The following is a 19913-nucleotide window of genomic DNA, read 5'->3' as shown; positions in this document are numbered from 1 at the left end:
TTCAAGCTCTCTTTCTTGCTGCGTAAAGTTCATGAAAGGTTTGGCGGCCGGCAACCGGCAGATCGCGTCCAGCGGTCCACTCCGGTGCCAGGCCAAAAATTCGGATACGGCCCTCGCCATCGGCCAGCCAGTTCAGGTAGCGCGCCGCGCGGCGGGCAAACCAGCGATAGAGCAGCGGCTTGCCGGCAATCCACGCCCAGGCTTGCAAGGCCAGACGCTCCGACCACGGGCGCAGGCCACGTTCAACCTGCTCCTCGCGCAGACGGTGCATCAATGTCGGCAGCGGAATCCTGACCGGACAGACGCTGCCGCACTGGTTGCACCCTGTCGAGGCATGCGGTAAATCGAGCGCGTTCTCGATGCCGGTGTAGAGCGGCGTCAGCACCGAACCCATCGGCCCGGGATAAACCCAGCCGTAAGCGTGGCCGCCGAGCGAGAAATAGACCGGGCAATGGTTCATGCAGGCACCGCAACGGATGCAGCGCAGCATGTCCTGATAGGCCGAGCCGAGCAGATTGGCCCGGCCATTGTCGACCAGGATGAAGACGGTCTTTTCCGGACCGTCGTGCTCGCCTTCCCGCTTCGTTCCGGTCAGCAGCGAAACATAGTTGGAAATGCTCTGCCCGGTCGCCGAACGCGGCAGCAGGCGCATCAGGGTCGCAAAATCCTCCAGCGTCGGAACGATTTTCTCGATGCCGGTGACCACGACATGCACCTTGGGCAAGGTCGTCACCATGCGACCGTTGCCTTCGTTGGTGACCAGCGCCGCCGTGCCGGTTTCGGCAATCAGGAAATTGGCGCCGGAAATCCCCATCTCGGCCGTCAGGAAATGCTGGCGCAACACCTCGCGGGCTTCGCGGGTCATGTCAGGAATGTCGGCCGAGGTCCGCGTTTCGATCGGCCGGCCATGCTCCTTGGCGAACAACGCCTCTACTTCTTCAATGGTTTTATGCACGGCCGGGGCAATGATGTGCGACGGCGTCTCGCCGGCCAGCTGCACGATGTACTCGCCGAGATCGGTCTCGACCGGACGAATACCGGCTGCGGCCAGCGCCTCGTTCAGATGCGCCTCTTCCGACAGCATGGACTTCGACTTGGCGGCCTTGGTCACACCGTGACGATGGGCAATATCGACCACCAAGCGACTGACCTCCTCGCCATCACGCGCCCACAGCACCTCGGCGCCAGTTGCCTTCGCACGTTCCTCGAAAATATCGAGCCAGACATCGAGATCGGCCAGCGTTCGATTGCGGATGCCTTCGCAGGTCGTGCGCAGCAACTCGAAGTCGAGACCATCGTCGGCCAGGGCCGCGACGCCCTTGGCCCGCTTGCCGACAAACAGCGGCTTGGCCTTCTGCAAAGCCCTTTGCAAAACGGGATTCCGCACCTTCTCGCCGGCCCGCGCCTGGAAGTGCATGGCCTGCGAATGTTTTGCTGCCGACATCAGGAATTGCCTCCACCAGCCAGCACTTCGGCGATATGCAGGACACGGGTCGTTTCATCGCCACGCCGACGCAGGCGACCCTCGATATTCATCAGGCACCCGAGATCGCCGCCAACCACGGCATCCGCCCCCGCCGCCGCAATCGAATCACACTTGCGATCGACAATCTTGGTCGATACGTCGCCGAACTTGACCGAGAAGGCACCACCAAAACCACAGCACTCCTCGCAATCAGTCATTTCTTTCAGCGCAAGCCCATTCACTTTCATCAGCAATTCACGCGGCTGCCGCTTGATGCCCAGACCACGCAAGCCCTTACAGGAGTCGTGATAGGTCACCGAACCATCGAACTCGGCCGTCGCCAGGGGCTGTTTCAGCACATCGACGAGAAAGGCCGTCAATTCATACGTCCGCTCGGCAACAGCCCGTGAACGCGGCCCCCAATGTGCATCAGCAGCAAACAGTTGCGGATAGACATTGCGCACCTGGTCGGTGCACGAACCGGACGGAATCACCACGTAGTCGTAGCCCTCCAGTTCGGCAATTGCCTTTTTCGCCAGGTCGATCGCCAGCGCCCGATTACCGGCGCTCCAGGCCGGCTGGCCGCAGCAAGTCTGGCCTTCCGGCACGACCACCTCGCAGCCAGCAGACTCCAGCAGGCGCAAGGCTGCGAAGCCCACGGATGGGCGCATCAGATCGACCAGACAGGTAACGTAGAGAGCTAAGCGCATGCTAATATTGCGGCGCACAAGAAAATAGAAGTGGCTAATGCTACTCAAACCACACCAATAAAGGAATCCAGTTGTCTGAAGCAGCCAGCGGACCCAGCAAAGCACCGGGATCCATCCAGGTCATCGAGCGCATGATGTCGTTGCTCGACGCGCTCGCCGCGACGCCGGATGCAGCAAGTCTGAAACAACTGGCCCAGGCCACCGAACTTCATCCTTCGACAGCGCACCGCATTCTGGCAGCGATGTGCAATGCGCGCTTTGTCGAACGTCAAGATGCCGGCACTTATCGCCTCGGTATCCGCCTGCTCGAACTGGGCGGCATCGTCAAATCACGGATCAACATGCGCGAGGTTGCTCTGCCCTTCATGCAGGAACTGCATGAAAAAATCGGCGAAGCAATCAACCTTGGCACCCGTCACGACGACGATATCGTCTACCTCGAACGAACCTCTTCGGGTCGCTCTTTGGTTCGCGTCGTCTATCTGGTCGGTGGCCGTGCGCCGCTACATCTGACCTCGCTCGGCAAGCTGTTCTTGGCTGCCGAGAGTCCGCAAAAAGTGCGCGACTACGCCAAGCGCACCGGCCTGCCCGGTAAGACCCCACATTCGCTGACGACATTGACGGCACTTGAAAAAGAACTCGACAAGGTACGCCGGCATGGCGTTGCCTACGACGACGAAGAAGCCGAAATGGGCCTGAAGTGCGTGGCTGCCCCGATCTACGACCACGACGGCGAGGTGGTTGCGGCGCTTTCCGTTTCGGCCCCGGCCGACCGGCACGACCCCGACTGGGCTCGGCAGGTCAAGCAGACAGCCGACGCTGTCTCACAAACCCTCGGTTATACCGACCCCAAAAAATAAAGGCCGCTCGCGGCGGCCTTTGAGTTTGCTACGTTCGAGCAATCAAGCCGGACGTCGCGACCCCATGCCGAGACCAGCACTTTCCATCCAGCGCTTGATCCGGTTGGCATCGCCAACCCGGGTCATCTTGCCATTCGAGTCAAGCAGCACGATCACCACCGGCTTGTCGGCCACCCGAGCCTGCATGACCAGACAACGCCCCGCCTCGGAAATATAACCGGTCTTCGACACACCGATCTCCCAGTTGTCGTTGCGCACCAAGGCATTGGTGTTGTGGAAGTCACGGATGCGTCCGTTCAGCTCAACCTTGGCTTCGGCCGTCGTCGAATACTGGCGAATCTCGGGATAGCGCGCTGCTGCCGCCACCATGCGGGCCAGGTCGTGCGCCGTCGAGACGTTGTTGCTCGACAGACCGGTCGGCTCCTCGAAACGCGAGTTGTACATACCAAGCGCCTGGGCCTTCTTGTTCATCGCCTGCACGAAGGCCGGCAGGCCACCCGGATAGTGCCGCCCCAAGGAATGAGCCGCGCGATTCTCCGACGACATCAGCGCCAGCAGCATGGCTGCCTCGCGCGTCATCGTCGTCCCGACCGGCAGACGGGAGCGCGTTCCCTTCAAGCCATCGACATCGGCATCACCAATGGTGACGACTTCCTGCAGGTCAAGCTTGGCATCCAGAACCACCATGGCCGTCATCAGCTTGGAAATCGAGGCAATCGGCACCACCAGATCCGGCTGCTTTTCGAGCATGGCCTGACCGGTGCTCTGATCGATGACCAGCGCAGAGGCCGAATAGAGCCCCAGACGAGTCGGATCCATCTCCATCATCGAGGCGTGACGAATCGGTTTGGCGACAGGCTTGGCAGAGTGCGCCGCGGCCAATTTTCCGGCATGTCGGGAAGGCGCAGCGGCATTCTTGGTCAGCGGTGCCTTGGCGGCTGATTTAGCAGCATGTTTGCCACTCGATTTAGCGGCATGCTGAGCCTTGTGGGTGCTCTTTGCCGCTACTTTCTTTGCAGTCTGTTGCTCGGACTTTTTCGTCGTCGCAGCCGCAACCGGCGCTTGCATGCCAACGCCCAACAAGGCGCCGACCAGCAAGGCGGTCTTCAATTTATGTTTCATTCACGATCTCCTGCCAACATCAGGCAAAGTTTACCTTACTTTAGCAGGAGATATAGAAATATCAATAAAAAATAGATAGATACAACAACAACTTAAAGCAGCCGATCAAACCGCATCGACCACCGTCAGCGCTGTCATATTGACGATGCGGCGAACCGTTGCCGTTGGCGTCAGGATATTGACCGGTTTGGCAGCGCCGAGCAGGATAGGACCGATGGTCAGGTTATCCCCGGCCGCCACCTTCAGCAGGTTGAAAGATATGTTGGCCGCATCCAGCGTTGGCATGACCAGCAGGTTGGCCTGCCCCTTCAACCGGGAGTTCGGGAAAGCCGCCTTGCGAATCTGCTCATCCAGCGCAGCATCACCGTGCATTTCGCCCTCAACTTCCAGATCCGGCGCCCGCTGCTTCAACTGAGCCAGCACGTCACGCATTTTGACCGAGGTCGGCGTGTCTTCTGTCCCGAAAGTCGAGTGAGAAAGCAGCGCGACTTTCGGCACGATGCCGAAATTGCGGATTTCCTCTGCAGCCAGCAAGGTCATGTCAGCCAACTGTTCGGCCGTCGGATCGTAGTTGACGTAGGTATCGCCGATAAACACTGTGCGCTCAGGCAACATCAGCAGGTTCATCGCATAGTAACGATCATGGTCGGCCCGGGTACCAATCACGCTTTGGACATATTCACGATGTGTTTCATGGCGCCCGAAGGTGCCACAAATCAAGCCGTCGGCGTACCCCAGGCGAACCATCAGCGCGCCATACAGCGTGTTGCGGCGACGCACTTCGCGCCGGGCATAGTCCGGCGAGACGCCCTTTCTCTCCATCAGGCCATGATAGGTCTGCCAGAATTCCTCGTAGTGCTCATCGAAAAATGCGGAATTATCGGAGTGCACCACTTCGAAATCCTCACCTTCGCGAATTCGTAGCCCGGCGACTTCAATCCGACGATTGATTTCAGCATGACGCCCAATCAGGATCGGCCAGGCAATCCCCTCATCACGGACCACCTGTACGGCACGCAGCACGCGCTCATCTTCGCCTTCAGCAAAAACAATGCGCTTGGGCGCCATCTTGGCCTGCGAGAAGACCGGCTTCATGATCATGCCGGAGTGGTAAACGAACTCGTTCAAGCCCTGGATGTAAGCATCCCAGTCCTTGATCGGCCGCGTCGCCACACCGGAGTCCATACCCGCCTTGGCGACGGCCGGGGCGATCTTGACGATCAGGCGCGGATCGAACGGATTCGGGATCAGGTATTCCGGACCAAAGCTGGCAACCTTCTCCCCGTAAGCCCGAGCGGCGACTTCCGACTGCTCGGCGCGCGCCAGTTCGGCGATCGCCTTGACGGCGGCCATCTTCATTTCCTCGGTAATCGTCGTCGCACCAACATCGAGCGCGCCACGGAAAATGAAGGGGAAGCACAGTACGTTGTTAACCTGGTTCGGGTAGTCCGAGCGACCGGTACAGATGATGGCGTCGTTGCGGACGCTCTTGACCAGTTCCGGTGTTATTTCCGGCGTCGGGTTGGCCAGTGCCATGATCAGCGGATTGGACGCCATTTTGGCCACCATTTCCGGCTTCAGCACGCCACCGGCCGACAAGCCGAGGAAGACATCGGCATCGGCGATCACTTCGCCCAGCGTACGGGCATCGGTGACCTTGGCGTAGCGTGCCTTGATTTCGTCCATCTCTTCAACGCGACCTTCATAGACCAGGCCCTTGATATCGGTCACCCAGATATTGCTCGGCGGCGCCCCGAGCATCACCAGCAGGTCGAGACAGGCCAGGGCGGCAGCGCCGGCTCCGGAGGTGACGATCTTGACCTTGGCGAGATCCTTGCCGATCAGGTGCAGTCCGTTCAGGATGGCGGCACCGACGACAATGGCCGTGCCGTGCTGGTCATCATGGAAGACGGGAATCTTCATCCGTTCGCGCAGCTTCTTCTCAATGTAGAAGCACTCGGGCGCCTTGATGTCTTCCAGATTGATGCCGCCAAAGGTCGGCTCCAACGAGGCGATCGTGTCGATCAACTTGTCCGGGTCACGCTCTTCGATTTCGATGTCGAAGACGTCGATGTTGGCGAACTTCTTGAACAGGACACCCTTGCCTTCCATGACCGGCTTGGCCGCAAGCGGGCCGATGGCGCCAAGGCCAAGGACGGCCGTACCATTGGTGATGACCCCGACCAGATTGGCTCGCGACGTCAGCGTGCTGGCCTCGCGCGGATCAGCGACGATCTCTTCGCAGGCAAAGGCAACGCCCGGCGAATAGGCCATCGACAGGTCGTATTGATTGGTCAGTTGCTTGATTGGGGTAACCGCAATTTTGCCCGGCTTGGGCTCACGGTGATAGTAGAGCGCTGCTTCACGTAGTTGCCGAGAATCCATTGTCGCCTCCGTTTTGTATCGTGAAATGCCATTTCAAATCGCGGAAAATAATACCATGCAACCGCCTATCGAACACCCTCGGGAATCACTTAGGGGGTCAAAGTCAAGTAGATGTTTACCCTAAGATGATGCATAATTACGGGCTTCCCAGCCGACGGCCCCTAGCCGCTTTCAGTCTTGGTGGCAGCTCCCGGCGACTGGCGCAAAGTTTATCTATTTCAGTAACTTGGAGAGAGACATCGCCATGACCGCACCGCTGAATGCACCTGACTACGTCAAACATGAAGGCCTGAAAAAATGGGTCGCCGAGATCGCCGCGCTGACCCAGCCGGACCGTATCCACTGGGCCGACGGGTCGCAGGAAGAGTATGACCGCCTGTGCGCAGAAATGGTAGAGGCCGGCACGCTGATCAAGCTGAACGAAGCCAAGCGTCCTAATTCCTACCTCGCCTTCTCCGACCCGTCCGATGTGGCGCGTGTCGAAGACCGCACCTACATCTGCTCCGCCAACAAGGAAGACGCCGGCCCGACCAATAACTGGGAAGCACCGGCCGTCATGCGCGAAAAGCTGAACGGCATCTTCAAGGGCTGCATGAAGGGCCGTACGATGTACGTGATCCCGTTCTCGATGGGCCCGCTCGGTTCGCCGATCGCCCACATCGGTTTCGAGATTACCGACTCCGCCTACGTCGTGACCAACATGCGCACGATGACCCGCATGGGCAAGGCCGTTTTCGACGTGCTGGGCGCCGATGGCGAATTCGTGCCCTGCATCCACACGGTCGGCGCGCCGCTTGAACCGGGTCAGCAGGATGCCAAGTGGCCGTGCAACCCGACCGTCAAGTACATCGTGCACTACCCGGAAACCCGCGAAATCTGGTCCTACGGCTCCGGTTACGGCGGCAACGCGCTGCTCGGCAAGAAGTGCTTTGCCCTGCGCATCGCCTCCAACATGGCGCGCGATCAGGGCTGGCTGGCCGAACACATGCTGATTCTCGGCGTCGAATCGCCGGAAGGTGAAAAGTCCTACGTCGCTGCCGCCTTCCCGTCGGCCTGCGGCAAGACCAACTTCGCCATGCTGATCCCGCCGAAGACCCTCGACGGCTGGAAGATCACCACCATCGGTGACGACATCGCCTGGATCAAGCCGCGTGTCGACAAGGACGGTGTCACCCGCTTCTACGCCATCAACCCGGAAGCCGGTTTCTTCGGCGTCGCCCCGGGCACCTCGGAAAAGACCAACTTCAACGCCTTGGCCACGCTCAAGGAAAACATCATCTTCACCAACGTCGCGCTGACCGACGACGGCGACGTGTGGTGGGAAGGCCTGACCAAGGAAGCTCCGGCGCACCTGATCGACTGGCAAGGCAACGACTGGACCCCGGAAGATGGCAAGGCCGGCAAGAAGGCCGCCCACGCCAACTCCCGCTTCACCGCCCCGGCCAGCCAGTGCCCGTCCGTTGATTCCGCTTGGGAAGACCCGGCCGGTGTGCCGATTTCCGCCTTTATCTTCGGCGGCCGTCGCGCCACCACCGTGCCGCTGGTCTATGAAGCCTTCAACTGGAACTACGGCGTCTACATGGCGGCCACCCTGGGCTCCGAAACCACCGCTGCCGCCTTTGGCCAGCAAGGTGTTGTCCGCCGCGACCCGTTCGCCATGCTGCCGTTCTGCGGCTACCACATGGGCGATTACTTCAACCACTGGTTGAAGATGGGCAAGACCGTTGATGCCGCCCCGAAGATCTTCTGCGTGAACTGGTTCCGCATGAACGAAAAGGGCGAATTCATGTGGCCGGGCTTCGGTGACAACATGCGCGTCCTGAAGTGGATCGTTCAGCGCTGCAAGGGCAAGGTTTCTGCCAAGGAAACCGCGCTGGGCTGGATGCCGCAGTTTGCTGACATCGACTGGACCGGCCTCGACATCAGCAAGGCTGAATTCGACGGTCTGACCAAAATCGATGCCGACGCCTGGAAATCCGAACTGGCCGGCCACAAGGAGTGGTTCGACAAGATGGGCGAAAAGTTGCCACGCGAATTCACGCTGAAACGCGAACTATTCGAAATGGCACTGTTCAAGAACGCTGACTAATTCCAGTTCTTGCTATGATCGACGGCCACCTCAGGGTGGCCGTTTTACTTTGGAGAACCGCATGTACCGTCCCGCCCGACGCCTCGCCGATATCGAGCCTTTCCATGTCGTCGAATTGCTGACCCGTGCCCGGCAACTGGAAGCCGAGGGGCGCGACATCATTCACATGGAAGTGGGTGAGCCTGACTTTCCGACACCGGAGCCCATCGCCAATTCGGCGATCAATGCGATCAAGAGCGGGAAAACGCTCTACACCCAGGCCCTCGGCCTGCCTGAGTTGCGCGAGGCGATCAGCCAATTCTATGGGCAGCGCTACGGCGCCTCCGTGCCAGCCAGCCGCATCGCCGTCACCAACGGCGCTTCCGGCGCGCTGAACCTGGCCTTCGCCTGCCTCGCCGACCCCGGCAGTGAATGGCTACTGACCGACCCCGGCTACCCTTGCAACCGGCACATCTTGCGAGCATATGAAGGATGCCCCCAGAACATCCCGGTCGGCCCCGACACCAACTTCCAGCCAACACCGGAGTTGCTACGCCGACACTGGAAATCGACCACCGCCGGCCTGCTCGTTGCCTCGCCGGCCAACCCGACCGGCACCCTGCTCACCTTGCCGGAGATTGCCGGACTGTCTGAAGTCTGCCGCGAAAAGAACGGGCATTTTCTGGTCGACGAGATCTACCACGGACTCACGTATGAAATCGATGCCCCTACCGCCTGTGCCGCCGGCGAAGACATCTGGGTCATCAACAGCTTTTCCAAGTATTTCCAGATGACCGGCTGGCGTCTGGGCTGGATGGTCATTCCCGAAGCCTACGTCCGTGATGTCGAAAAGTTGGCGCAGAACCTGACGCTCTGCCCCTCAACGCCAGCCCAGCATGCTGCGCTGGCCGCATTCGAACCAGAAACCATCGCCATCCTCGAAAGCCGGCGCAGTGAATTCCGTCGCCGCCGCGACTTCCTGGCTCCGGCGCTGGAGGCGATCGGTTTCCGCATCACCGCCCGCCCCGAAGGGGCGTTCTATCTGTATTGCGATTGCTCGGCGCTGGCCGATGACAGCTTCGCGCTGGCCAAGGATCTGCTGGAAAAGACCGGCGTTGCTGCCACGCCCGGCCTCGACTTCGGCAGCAACCAGCCGGAGAAGCACATCCGCTTCGCCTACACCACTGGCGTTGAGCGGCTGGCCGAAGCCGTGGAGCGCCTAAGCCGCTATTTCGGCCGGTAAGCCCAGCCCGGGATAGCGGGAGCGCAGGGTTACCCAGTCGAAATACGGCCCTGGATCGGTCTTTCGCCCAGGCGCAATATGGCAATGGCCGGCGATGGCCATAATCGGATAGCGCCTACGCAAATCGTCCAGCAAGCCCCATAGCGAGGCGTATTGCTCGGCGGCATAAGGCTGGGTATCGGAACCTTCCAGCTCGATACCCACCGAGTAATCGTTGCAGTTGTCACGCTCACACCAACTGGACTGTCCGGCATGCCAGGCCCGCTGGTCACAGCCGACGAACTGGATGACTCGGCCACTGCGGCGCACATAGAAATGCGCCGACACCTGCAAGCCTGCGATGGTCGAAAAATATGGATGCGCTTCAGGATTCAGCCGATTGAGGAAAAAATCCTCGACCCAGTCAGCCCAGAACTCATCAGGCGGCAGGCTGATGTTGTGAATGACCACCAGGGAAACAGCCTCACCCACCGGCCGTTCACCAAAATTCGGTGAAGGCAGCCAATCAACCCCCTCCAGCCAACCGTCTGCCTGCCACGCCATCACTCGATGCCCAAACGCTCAAGCCGGTAGCGCATCGAGCGGAAGGTCACGCCGAGCAGGCGCGCCGCCGCTGTACGGTTCCCTTCTGCCTTCTGCAAAGCCTCCAGGATAGCCTGACGTTCAAGACGATTCAGATATTCATCCAGAGTTTCACTGCCACGTCCCGGCGCTTCGCCGCCCGGCATGTCCTCGGGGCCGAGATGCAGATCGTCCACTTCGATCGTATCGCCCGAACAAAGCGCCGTCGCCCGCTCGAGAATGTTCTCCAGTTCGCGAACGTTCCCCGGAAAGGAGTAGAACTCCAGCGCCTTCAGGGCACCACTTGAAAGTTTCGGCGTGGTGTCCCCGAAAACGCGCCGCAAGATGGCATCAACCAGCGGTGCAATGTCCTCAAGACGTTCACGCAACGGCGGCATCCGAAGTTCAATCACATTCAGCCGGTAGTACAAGTCCTGCCGGAAGCCACCTTTGTCCACCAGATCACGCAGGTTACGGTGAGTCGCACAGATGATCCGGACATCGACCGGCTCTTCGGCCACGCTGCCGACCTTGCGCACCCGCTTTTCCTGGATCGCCCGCAATAGCTTGACCTGCATGGCCAGCGGCAGATCAGCCACTTCATCAAGGAACAGTGTCCCTCCGTTGGCCGCCTGGAAAAACCCCTCGCGCTCACTATCGGCGCCGGTAAATGCGCCTTTCCGGTAACCGAAGAATTCGCTCTCCATCAGGTTTTCTGGAATCGCCCCGCAATTGACCGGCACAAAGGGTCCGGCTGCCCGGGCGCTACGACTATGGATCAATCGGGCACCCAGTTCCTTGCCGCTACCGGATTCACCGGAAATGTAGATCGGCGCCTGGCTGCGCGCCAATTTCTCGATCATCGCCCGTACCTGCTGCATGCTCGGGGAGTCGCCGATCAAGGACTGCAGGGGATTCTCGTTGTCCTGCCCGCCCCCTGGCAAACGCAGGGCCGACTTGATCAAGGCACGCAGTTGTTCAAGCCCAACTGGCTTGGCCAGATAGTCGAAAGCCCCCGCCTTCAAGGCAGCTACTGCATTCTCAGCGCTGCCATAAGCGGTAATGACGGCGACCGGCGTTTGGGGATAATGCTCGGTGATCGAACGAACGATTTCCAGCCCATCGCCATCCGGCAAACGCATATCAGTCAGACAAAGCTGGAAATCACCGGCCTCAAGCGCGGCCTTCGCTTCAGCAACCGACCCGACACACTCGGTTGCCAAGCCCATGCGCGCCAAGGTTAAATCGATCAGTTCACGGATATCGGGCTCGTCATCAACGACGAGAACCCGGCTTAATTCGCCGCGCGGGCGCCGTTCGGTTCTGACAACTGACACGTGTCGTTTCTCCCTGCCACAATGAAATGCGCCCCGGATTCGGAGGCCATCAATTCCAGGCTAGCACCGTTGGTGGCACAAAGCTCACGGGCGATGAACAAACCAAGACCAGTACCTTGAGTGTGCGTGGTAAAAAATGGCTCAAAAATCTGTTCCCGCACGGTTTCCGGGACCCCTGGACCATCATCAATCACGTGCAATTCTACCCGCCCCTCACCTTGGCTGCCGAGCAACTCGATCCGTACCGATCCCGGGCCACCGCTCGAATGGCGCAGCGCATTACTGACCAAATTCCACAAGACTTGGTGCAAGTGGGATCGATCAAAACATATCTTGAGTCCGGCAGGCGCCTTGAGCGCTACGACATCCGGAGACAAGTTCTCGGCGGCCAGAAAATCTTCAACAAAGCCGAGGCAGAACTCGTCCACCGGCAACAATTCAGCTTCCGCCCGATTCTGACGGCCTAGCTCGAGAATATCGCGCACAATCCGGTCCAGGCGGATTACATTGTCGTTAAGAATGCGCAGCAGACGATCCTGCATCTCGCCGCGGCGCTCCTCACGCAACAACTCACCGGCATGGCCAATCGCTGACAACGGGTTGCGAATTTCATGCGCAATACTCGCCGTCAGACGTCCCAGCGAGGCCAGTTTCAACTGCTGGGCATGTTCCTTGATCCGTCCAACATCCTCAAGGAAAACCAGAACCTCGCCATCCGAGCTGGTCGTTCGCTCGAAACGAGCACGCAAATCCCGCCCTTCCGCACCAGCGAAATGAAGTCCGTCGTCATCGCCAAGCGACTCCCAACGTTGGAGCGCCGCCGCCAATACGGGGTTACAAGATGACAATTCGACCACCTGATCAGCAACCGACAAACCAAGCATATTTGCAGCCACTGGGTTGCACCTGCTCAGCACCCCCCCTTTGGCGACGATCAACACACCGTCCTGCATCCGCTCCACAACACGCTGACTGATACGGATCTGGTTATCCAGCGCTACCCCACGCCGCCGCGCCAGATCTTCATTGACCATTACCCGCTGGCCAAGCAAACGAGCAAGAATGGCTGTGGCAAAAAAACCTGCCGATATGAATCCGGCCTGAACAATGGAGCCCTGATCAATTCCCTGGGCAACGATCCCGTAGGCCTGAGCCAGAAGCACCGCCACCGTTGCCATGGCGGCGTAGAACAAGACCAAACGCCCTCGTCCGACCAAGCTTGCCGCCGCCAGGGAAACCAGCAACAACACACTCAAGCCGCTGCTCACCCCCCCTGCCAGAAACATCAGGGAACTGACGACGGCGATGTCCACCATCATCTGGGCGGACAATTGCCGATTAAATTGATGCTGCCAATGCGTTGCCAGCAAAAGACCGGCGATTGTCGCCGCCATGTAAGTCCCCGTCAGCCCGAACAGCAACGGCGATGGCGTCAAATGCAGGCGCGCCATCCATTCATGGGGAAACAGAATAGCCAGGCAGAACAAGCCGGCCAGAACCAGGCGATACAAATTGAAATATAGAAAGGAATGCCAGTTCGCCTCCCATGTCGAAGAAAGCCAATCTGACATCAGCGCCCCGCTGATCTGGCGGCGGCCCGATGCGCCTCACAGCAATAAATCTGTCCAGCATCGGACACAGCCTCGCTCTCAGGCAAATGCACCCCGCAATGAACACACGTCAGCATTTTCTCCGCAGGAGGCGCCTGCCGCACTGACGAATCCGACCTCTCTGGCGCATTTCGTTTTGACCAGAGCCACCAGAACACCCCCAGAAACGCGAACAAGAACAGGTATTTCATAGCTCCTCCCAAAAAACAAAATACTCCGGAAACTCCGCAAGCTTCTGTCAGCTCTTTGTCGGAACAACAAAAATTGACCACACGACATTGCAACCGGAACACAATACGAGACGGACAGCCAGGAGTTCACAACAATTCAGATTTATTCAGGGCGTTACATTCGCATAACCCGGCAAGAATACTCCCCCGCCCACCATCGAACCGAAGAATCCCCTGCACAGAGACTAGCCAAGTACTTATCCTTTGCCGTCATTGGTTGGAGCGACAGGATTCTCAGTGATACATCCTGCCCTCCGAACTCATGGCCAGCCTATACCGTCTAGTGAGTTACGCCCACCGATTGAATCCGAAAACTCACACCGGGTATCCAGATTTACTTTTGCCCAACGGACCAAATAAACGACTGAATGTCGGCCATATCACGGGGCATCAACCCCTCTTCAAGCAGATTCGCGCGCATGTAACTGTAAAGCCTTAGCACCGCATCGTAGGTTTTCCAGTTCGGCTCAGGTTTATAGTTGATTCGCCAGCAAAGCGCTTTCGCACCATTCTGGATGGCGCTGGCTTTAATGAAGGCGTGCTGCTGCGGATAGCGAATGAAGCTAAAGAGGGTCGCAAACGGCCATTTGTTTAGATTCAAAATCCCCAAGGTACGGAGAAAGTGCTTGAAACGAGCTTCCTCCGCTTCTGCCCCATAGAAGAGTTCGGCCAAGGCCACCGAGAACAGCTTTTGACTTGCCGGTAACTCAAGGGCGTCGTGAAATACCTTCCGCTCACTCTTCGTCAGCAGGGTTGTGGTCGATTCGACATGCCGAGCACGATCACAGACAGCCTCAAAGCAGCCATCCTCAAGAAGCCTGGAGAGCTCCTCCTGCCCCAGTAACTGGGCGCAGAGCTTGTGGCCACGCATAGAGGCATCGCGCGTAGCCTTGATGAACACGGGATCCTCGAATCCGTCCGGATAGCTCGCCATAAAGCGCTCAACCGCCAAGGGAACAGTGATGAAATCATCGCTACTGATCTGTGATGTTTCGATCAGGTTGTCCAGGAGGCGATGTTTTGATGCCCCCCCTTCGACTTTCTCGAGCTGGATGAATGAGCGGGAAAGCCTCTTCCGGCCCACCCCGACAAAGAAAACATCGAGATTATCAGGGGTTGCGCTAAGCACCTTCCCAAGACCCCATTCCTTTTGGTTTGGGTGAACCACACGATCGCCTGAGGTTAGGTTACTCATCTTGCTCTCCGCTTCTTTCACCAAAAAAGCGGTCAATTTTATCATTTACTCCGGAATATTGATCCGACCGGAGAAGTATCTGTTGGGGTCCAATTTAGGTCATATGGCAAGCGCATCTCACAAGCACCTCGCCGGACCGAGCAAGTGCAATTCAATCAGAACGACCACAAGCGTAAAGCACGATTAAATGGCAAAAAGCAAAAAGCCATCCCGTGGGATGGCTAAGTGCTTTTTCTTTGCAGGTTTTGGTCGGAGTGACAGGATTCGAACTTGCGACCCCTGCGTCCCGAACGCAGTGCTCTACCAGGCTGAGCTACACTCCGACGACCTCTGAGAGAACTAATGATTTCTCTCAACTGCAAAGAGCGTCAATTGTAGCAGAGCTTTTTTATAATTTGAATCCCCCAAGCACTGAATTGCTGATTTTGCTAACTCAGCCTCCTGGATAGCACGTGCTTTGGCATGATCCAAAGCACCGCTGTTTCGAATCGCATCAAGCACTTGCGGGAAGTCATCCCGACCACCCTCTTCGATGGCTTTGCGAACGCAGGCAGCCTGCTCCGGGGTACCGTGCTGCATCACGTAGATCAACGGCAAGGTCGGCTTTCCCTCAGCCAGATCGTCACCAATATGCTTGCCGGTATCTGCCTCCTGGCCGGAATAGTCGAGAACATCATCGATCAACTGGAAAGCAGTACCGAGATGCATGCCATAAGCGGTCAGCGCCTTCTCCACTTCCGGTGTCGCCTGACCGAGAATCGCACCAAGCTGGGCGGCCGCCTCGAACAGCTTGGCCGTCTTGTAGTGAATGACCTGCATGTAGCGCGCTTCATCGACATCGGCGTCATGGCAGTTCATCAACTGCAAAACCTCGCCCTCGGCGATGACATTGGTCGCATCGGAGAGGACCTGCATCACCCGCATGTTGTCGACCGCGACCATCATCTGGAAAGCACGTGAGTAGAGAAAGTCACCAACCAGAACGCTGGCGGCATTGCCAAACATGGCATTGGCTGTATCGCGACCTCGGCGCAATGCCGATTCATCGACAACATCATCATGCAGTAAGGTGGCGGTATGAATGAACTCAACGACAGCCGCCATTTCCTGATGCCGAGTACCCTGGTAATCCAGAGCGCCGGCTGCAAGCAGAACCAAAGCCGGGCGCATGCGCTTGCCGCCGCTGCTGATGATGTATTCGGCCACCTGCCGGACCAGCACTACGTCGGAGTAAAGACGATCGCGGATCACCGCGTCGACGGCCTTCATGTCGGGCCCAATCAGGGCGTAGAGCTGTTCCAGAGTCACGGCAGGTAATTCCTTGAAGAAGCGCGGAATCTTAGGGGGCTGACGGGGCCCAGTCAAGGCCGAAGGGTCAAGGACACACGCCGTTAAGCCCGCAGTTTGTTAAACTCTTCAGATTAAATCAAAACATCGGGAGAGGGCATGGACATTCGTTCAATCGTCGCAGCAGCCATCCAGAATAGAGAAGCACTGGAGGAGTTTGCCGAGGCTCTGAACGACCGCGCTCCAGAAATCGAGCTTGACGTCGCACGGCTCAAGGAAACGCCTCTGGATCGGGATATCACTGCCAGTCTTTTCCGAGCAGTACACAACATCAAGGGTGACTCTTCACTCTGCAAGTTCGACCTTGGTGTAGCCATTGCCCACCCCATCGAAACAATGATGTCTCGTTTCCGGGAAGGTGAAATTCCCTTCTCCAACATGTTAGCAGAACTGGTCCTGCTCGCAGTGGACCGACTGGAACTGACAACAGATGCCCTGCTGACCAACAAACCATTGGATAATCTCCGCTTGCCTGTTCTTGTGCAGGGACTTGAAGAGCTTTCCAAGGAGACTCCTCAGCAAATCGATTTCAGTTGCGCCAACCTGATCGAAGCAGTGACCGGTTTCCCCCCGGTCATCCCTGAAATATCGAGCCAGGCCCCCAAGGTATCAGCGCCAAAATCCGATCAGAAAAACGCCAGTAGCGATCTTCAGTTTTTCCGCTCCCTGGCGTTACAATTTGAAAGCCGCTCGCCACTGTTCAAGGGGCGCACGATGCGCATTCTCCGGCTTGCACTGGAAACAAATAAGGCTGGCAACAATGCGGTCGATCCCGTGCAACTCGAAGCAGCTATTTATTTGCACGATATCGGCATGATGCTGCTTCCGGAATCCATCTGGCTGAAGACCAGCAAGATGTCGCCAGAAGACAAGGTGGCATTGCGCAACCACCCCGGTTTCGCGGCCGGATTATTGCTGCGTATGCCAGGCTGGGAAATCGCTGCAGAAATGGTCGCCCAACATCACGAAATGCCAGACGGTGGGGGATATCCCAATCAATTGCAAAACTCGGATATTTGCCCCGGCGCCAAGATTCTCGCTATTGTCGATGCTTTCGAAGCGGTCATGCTCAAGCACATCCATCGCGGCAAGAACCGTTCGGTGCTTCGCGCGATTGCCGAAATCAACGCTTGCGACAACCAGTTTTCCCCTGAGTGGATCGCTCCTTTCAATGCAGTAATTCGCAAGACCATTGAAACCTGATGAGCTTCGATCGCGAACGTCGTTTCGGAGGCATCACGCGCCTCTATGGTGTCGAGGGTGCAGAACGCATCCAGCAGGCCAATGTATGCATCGTCGGCATCGGCGGCGTCGGCTCCTGGATTGTCGAGGCCCTGGCACGAACCGGCGTCAACCGGATGACCCTCGTTGACCTGGACATGGTGGCCGAATCCAACACCAATCGGCAAATCCACGCGCTAGGCGATATTTACGGCAAAGCAAAAGTGGAGGCTATGGCCGAACGGGTACGCGCCATCAACCCGGATTGCGCCGTAACCTGTATCGAGGATTTTGTTACGCCTGAAAACGTTGGGCAGATTTTCGAGCAACAATTTTCGGTAATCATCGATGCCATCGACCAAGTCCGCGCCAAGGCGGCAATGATTGCGTTCTGCCGGCGCCAAAAGATCCCAATCATCATTGCCGGAGCAGCGGGAGGGCAAATCGATCCAACGCAAGTTCGCGTGGCCGATCTCAGCCAGACAGTGCAGGACCCACTCCTAGCCAAGGTTCGCTCATTACTTCGCCGAGAGTATGGCTTTCCAAAAGACACCAAGAAGAAATTCGGCGTCTCAGCAATTTTTTCGACCGAACACTTGCGCTATCCGGACAAAAATAATAACTCCTGCGAAGCAGACCGCGGCCCAACAGGCCTAAATTGCGCGGGCTTCGGATCTTCAGTCTGTGTGACATCCGTATTCGGCATGGCAGCTGCGGCTCAAGCCATCAATCTAATCACCACCCCCTGACCAAGCTGCGTTCGCAAAAAACTACCACTTGGCTCACGACCCCCTTGGCTATTCCTAAACATTGGTCAGGAGGGAATTATCGCTGTCTTAATGCAGACTCCATTCAGCCGTCGAGAACACCTCTCCTCTAGACTTTAATGCCGTCGAGCCAAACGCCCAGCCCTTGTGCATTCAGCTCCAGGTCGGTTTCCCAAATGGCAAGCAAGTCAGCATCAGACAACAAGCAACCATGCCTGCGTATCTCAGCCTGTAAATATTCGGTCATCGCCCGTTTGATCAGTTGATGGCGCATTTGTCCAGCATCCTTTTCTTTCAGCGCCAACGCAATAACCGCATCAAGATGGCGCAGCAGTTCCTCCCCCATCCGCTGAACATTCGATACTCGACTGTAGTGGGTGAGATACATGGCTTCAGGATTAAATGACAACAAGCGGTGGATAGACGCTCGCATTTCTTCCGGTTCGAACTGTGTCGGAGTCGTCGTCGGGAAAATAAACGGGCGGCCGTCGACATCAAGCTCCCGATAGGACAGGCCGAACATGTCGCCAGTAAAGATAGCACTGGCTTTTTTGTCTACAACGCAGATATGGTGCCGCGCATGCCCAGGCGTATCCAAGCAAAGCAACTCCCTGCTGCCCGCTAGAGAAAACGAGAATCCATCCGGAGCTTCGACAATACGGTCCGCAGCAATCGGCAGAATTTCCCCGTACACCCGCTGCACATATTCCGCTCCGTATACAGCGGTGACACCCGCCACAAGTTTGGCCGGCTCAACCATATGCCGAGCCCCTCGCGGATGAACCACCAACTTAGCCCGAGGAAAGGCACGCATCATGCTGCCAGCACCACCAGCATGATCCAGGTGAATATGCGTCAGGATTACATAATCGACAGCAGAAACGTCCAAGCCAAGTTTCTTGAGGGCGGATAGTGCATTTGGTAGCGCATCGTTGCTCCCGGTGTCTATAAAAGCAACCCGACCTTTTTCAACAACCATATGGATAGCAGCCAGTATCGGCCTAACATAGCCCGCATCAAAGGCAACGATACCGTTTCCGTAATCTCTCCAGTCGAACACATCCATACCCCTGCGTATTGTTGACGCGAATTATACTGTGCCTTCTTTAACCAAAATGTTGGCCACGTTTCACGTAATAGCCGACGACGACGCCAAGGCCCGCGTCAAAATACCAAGTGAAGGCCCCCTCTCATTTTGCGAGGGCAACCCCGCCGCAACGCGGCGGTGGGAGACTGGAAAATGATTTCCAGATCAATCGCTACACCAGTGCAAACTCGAACTACTTGTACGAGATTTGATGAAAGTTATCGAATAGGCGCCCCAGGCCCAAACGAGGCCTAATTGACATATTTCCTACTGGCAATATTCCGCCAATCTGGTCCGCTCATGGTGAGTGGTTTTGATTGGTGGTAAACGACAAACCCCCGTTAGCTTATGCTAACGGGGGTTTGAATGGGGAGTCTGGCGTTGACCTACTTTCGCGAGCGGTAAGCTCACTATCATTGGCGCGATGCTGTTTCACGGTCCTGTTCGGGAAGGGAAGGGGTGGTACCAGCAGGCTATTGACGCCAGACGTAACTTGTATGCCTCACGTCCTGGGGACGGGAAGCGCAAAATGGGGAAGGTTGTTTGTTGTGACTGCGTATGAGTTGCTGCAGATTACAAGGTTATAGGATCAAGCCGTACGGGCAATTAGTATCAGTTAGCTTAACGCATTACTGCGCTTCCACACCTGACCTATCAACGTCGTGGTCTTCGACGACCCTTCAAGGAGTTCAAGACTCCGGGAAA

The 19913-nt window shown here is 57.5% G+C and carries 16 protein-coding genes, 1 tRNA gene and 2 rRNA genes (1 of these 19 running past the window's edge); 5 read left to right on the top strand and 14 right to left on the bottom strand.

Features of this window, described 5'->3' with window-relative positions:
• Position 1 precedes the first annotated feature (1 nt).
• Both DARO_RS03480 and DARO_RS03475 read right to left on the bottom strand, forming a co-directional pair.
• Positions 2–1444: a lactate utilization protein B gene (locus tag DARO_RS03480; protein ID WP_011286435.1), complete on the bottom strand. Its 1443-nt coding sequence runs from the start codon at positions 1442–1444 to the stop codon at positions 2–4.
• A complete protein-coding gene (locus DARO_RS03475) occupies positions 1444–2175 on the bottom strand; it encodes a (Fe-S)-binding protein (RefSeq protein ID WP_011286434.1) in 732 nt (243 codons plus the stop codon). Before DARO_RS03475 ends, DARO_RS03480 begins: the two co-directional genes overlap by 1 nt.
• Positions 2176–2240: 65 nt before the next feature.
• Here DARO_RS03475 and DARO_RS03470 point away from each other — a divergent pair, with 65 nt between their 5' ends.
• Positions 2241–3035 carry an IclR family transcriptional regulator gene (locus DARO_RS03470; RefSeq protein WP_041224186.1) on the top strand — a complete coding sequence of 265 codons (795 nt, stop codon included), beginning with the start codon at positions 2241–2243 and terminating at the stop codon, positions 3033–3035.
• A 42-nt stretch (positions 3036–3077) separates the two neighbouring features.
• Here DARO_RS03470 and pbpG read toward each other — a convergent pair whose 3' ends face one another.
• Both pbpG and DARO_RS03460 read right to left on the bottom strand, forming a co-directional pair.
• Positions 3078–4157 carry a D-alanyl-D-alanine endopeptidase gene (pbpG, locus tag DARO_RS03465; protein ID WP_011286432.1) on the bottom strand — a complete coding sequence of 360 codons (1080 nt, stop codon included), beginning with the start codon at positions 4155–4157 and terminating at the stop codon, positions 3078–3080.
• A gap of 105 nt (positions 4158–4262) precedes the next feature.
• On the bottom strand, positions 4263–6542 hold the full coding sequence (locus tag DARO_RS03460) for an NADP-dependent malic enzyme (protein ID WP_011286431.1): 2280 nt from the start codon (positions 6540–6542) through the stop codon (positions 4263–4265).
• Positions 6543–6786: 244 nt separating this feature from the next.
• On the opposite strand from DARO_RS03460, the gene DARO_RS03455 reads away from it, so the two are divergent.
• Complete coding sequence (locus DARO_RS03455; RefSeq protein WP_011286430.1) at positions 6787–8631, top strand: phosphoenolpyruvate carboxykinase (GTP); 1845 nt, start codon at positions 6787–6789, stop codon at positions 8629–8631.
• A 61-nt stretch (positions 8632–8692) separates the two neighbouring features.
• Positions 8693–9853, top strand: a complete 1161-nt coding sequence (locus DARO_RS03450) for a pyridoxal phosphate-dependent aminotransferase (protein WP_011286429.1) — start codon at positions 8693–8695, stop codon at positions 9851–9853.
• On the opposite strand, the gene ampD is transcribed toward DARO_RS03450, so the two are convergent.
• The 7 genes from ampD to ispB form a co-directional block, all read right to left on the bottom strand.
• Entirely contained in the window at positions 9830–10396 is a 567-nt protein-coding gene (ampD, locus tag DARO_RS03445) for a 1,6-anhydro-N-acetylmuramyl-L-alanine amidase AmpD (protein ID WP_011286428.1), read from the bottom strand. The two genes, DARO_RS03450 and ampD, sit on opposite strands and share 24 nt — an antisense overlap.
• Positions 10396–11751 (bottom strand): sigma-54-dependent transcriptional regulator, encoded by a 1356-nt coding sequence (locus DARO_RS03440; RefSeq protein WP_011286427.1) that lies wholly within the window; start codon positions 11749–11751, stop codon positions 10396–10398. The genes ampD and DARO_RS03440 overlap by 1 nt, the downstream gene beginning before the upstream one ends.
• A complete protein-coding gene (locus DARO_RS03435) occupies positions 11709–13322 on the bottom strand; it encodes a sensor histidine kinase (protein WP_011286426.1) in 1614 nt (537 codons plus the stop codon). The genes DARO_RS03440 and DARO_RS03435 overlap by 43 nt, the downstream gene beginning before the upstream one ends.
• Positions 13322–13552, bottom strand: a complete 231-nt coding sequence (locus DARO_RS23230; protein WP_011286425.1) for a PP0621 family protein — start codon at positions 13550–13552, stop codon at positions 13322–13324. Before DARO_RS23230 ends, DARO_RS03435 begins: the two co-directional genes overlap by 1 nt.
• 373 nt (positions 13553–13925) lie before the next feature.
• Positions 13926–14831: a DUF3553 domain-containing protein gene (locus tag DARO_RS03430; protein ID WP_041224184.1), complete on the bottom strand. Its 906-nt coding sequence runs from the start codon at positions 14829–14831 to the stop codon at positions 13926–13928.
• Between the two features lie 201 nt (positions 14832–15032).
• Positions 15033–15109: transfer RNA gene (locus DARO_RS03425), tRNA-Pro, on the bottom strand.
• Between the two features lie 16 nt (positions 15110–15125).
• Positions 15126–16055, bottom strand: coding sequence for an octaprenyl diphosphate synthase (ispB, locus tag DARO_RS03420; RefSeq protein WP_497463059.1), 930 nt, complete (start codon positions 16053–16055; stop codon positions 15126–15128).
• A 177-nt stretch (positions 16056–16232) separates the two neighbouring features.
• On the opposite strand from ispB, the gene DARO_RS03415 reads away from it, so the two are divergent.
• Both DARO_RS03415 and tcdA read left to right on the top strand, forming a co-directional pair.
• Entirely contained in the window at positions 16233–17336 is a 1104-nt protein-coding gene (locus tag DARO_RS03415) for an HD domain-containing phosphohydrolase (protein WP_011286422.1), read from the top strand.
• Entirely contained in the window at positions 17336–18103 is a 768-nt protein-coding gene (gene tcdA / locus DARO_RS03410; protein ID WP_011286421.1) for a tRNA cyclic N6-threonylcarbamoyladenosine(37) synthase TcdA, read from the top strand. The genes DARO_RS03415 and tcdA overlap by 1 nt, the downstream gene beginning before the upstream one ends.
• A gap of 127 nt (positions 18104–18230) precedes the next feature.
• Here tcdA and DARO_RS03405 read toward each other — a convergent pair whose 3' ends face one another.
• From DARO_RS03405 to DARO_RS03395, 3 genes are all read right to left on the bottom strand, one after another.
• The gene (locus DARO_RS03405) at positions 18231–19187 is read right to left on the bottom strand and encodes an MBL fold metallo-hydrolase (protein WP_011286420.1); all 957 of its coding nucleotides are present in this window, start codon (positions 19185–19187) and stop codon (positions 18231–18233) included.
• 394 nt (positions 19188–19581) lie between these two features.
• Positions 19582–19695 (bottom strand): 5S ribosomal RNA (gene rrf, locus DARO_RS03400).
• 98 nt (positions 19696–19793) lie between these two features.
• Positions 19794–19913 (bottom strand): 23S ribosomal RNA (locus DARO_RS03395); it runs 2762 nt beyond the window's last position.

It is taken from the genome of Dechloromonas aromatica RCB (genome assembly GCF_000012425.1).
The sequence above is the reverse complement of the archived record's forward strand: the minus strand, read 5'-3'. Positions and strand labels throughout refer to the sequence as shown.